The organism is Mucilaginibacter sp. RCC_168, from assembly GCF_041355315.1.
Lineage (GTDB): Bacteria > Bacteroidota > Bacteroidia > Sphingobacteriales > Sphingobacteriaceae > Mucilaginibacter.
This window is the reverse complement of sequence record NZ_JBFUPN010000079.1, coordinates 1-622: the sequence shown is the minus strand read 5'-3', so window position 1 is coordinate 622 and position 622 is coordinate 1. Positions and strand designations below refer to the sequence as shown.

General features: G+C 42.8%; 1 protein-coding gene. It reads left to right on the top strand.

From position 1 onward, the window contains the following. The coding region (locus AB6735_RS28035) for an AMP-binding protein (RefSeq protein WP_370999488.1) at positions 1-622 on the top strand (622 nt) is incomplete at both ends.

Genomic DNA, 622 nt, shown 5'->3' with positions numbered 1-622 from the left:
TCCTCCCTGCTAATCTCGCTTATGTCATCTATACCTCCGGTTCTACAGGACGGCCGAAAGGCGTTATGATCGAGCATCAGGGACTGGGGCCGTTTTTTGGACATATTTATAATCAATATTTAGATGCCTCCTGCTCTGTTGTAATGGCATTTACAGCTTCTTATACTTTTGACATATCTATTTTTCAACTGTTAACCCCTTTGTTATCAGGAGGAAGAAGTATTATTGTAAACAAAGAGCTATTAGGAAATATAGCGCTGTTTGCATCTATACTAAAACAGGCATCAATTATAGATACAGTTCCGGCGGTATATAACTTACTGGTGGATCACATTGCTAAGAATAAATTAAATCCATCTTTCGAAAACATACAAAAAGTATTTATAGGCGGAGATGTGATTCCGGATAAACTGTTATCTGCCTTATCGACGGCATTCCCAGCTGCTGATATTATCGTGACCTACGGGCCTACTGAGGGCACTATTTTTTGTACAAGCCTGTTTTATAGGCAGGGAACCCTTACTCCAGGAAGCAAAGGCGCTATCATCGGCCGTCCGATAGCCAATACCCAGATATACATCCTGGGGCCGGATCAGGGACTGGTGCCTGTTGGGGTAACCGG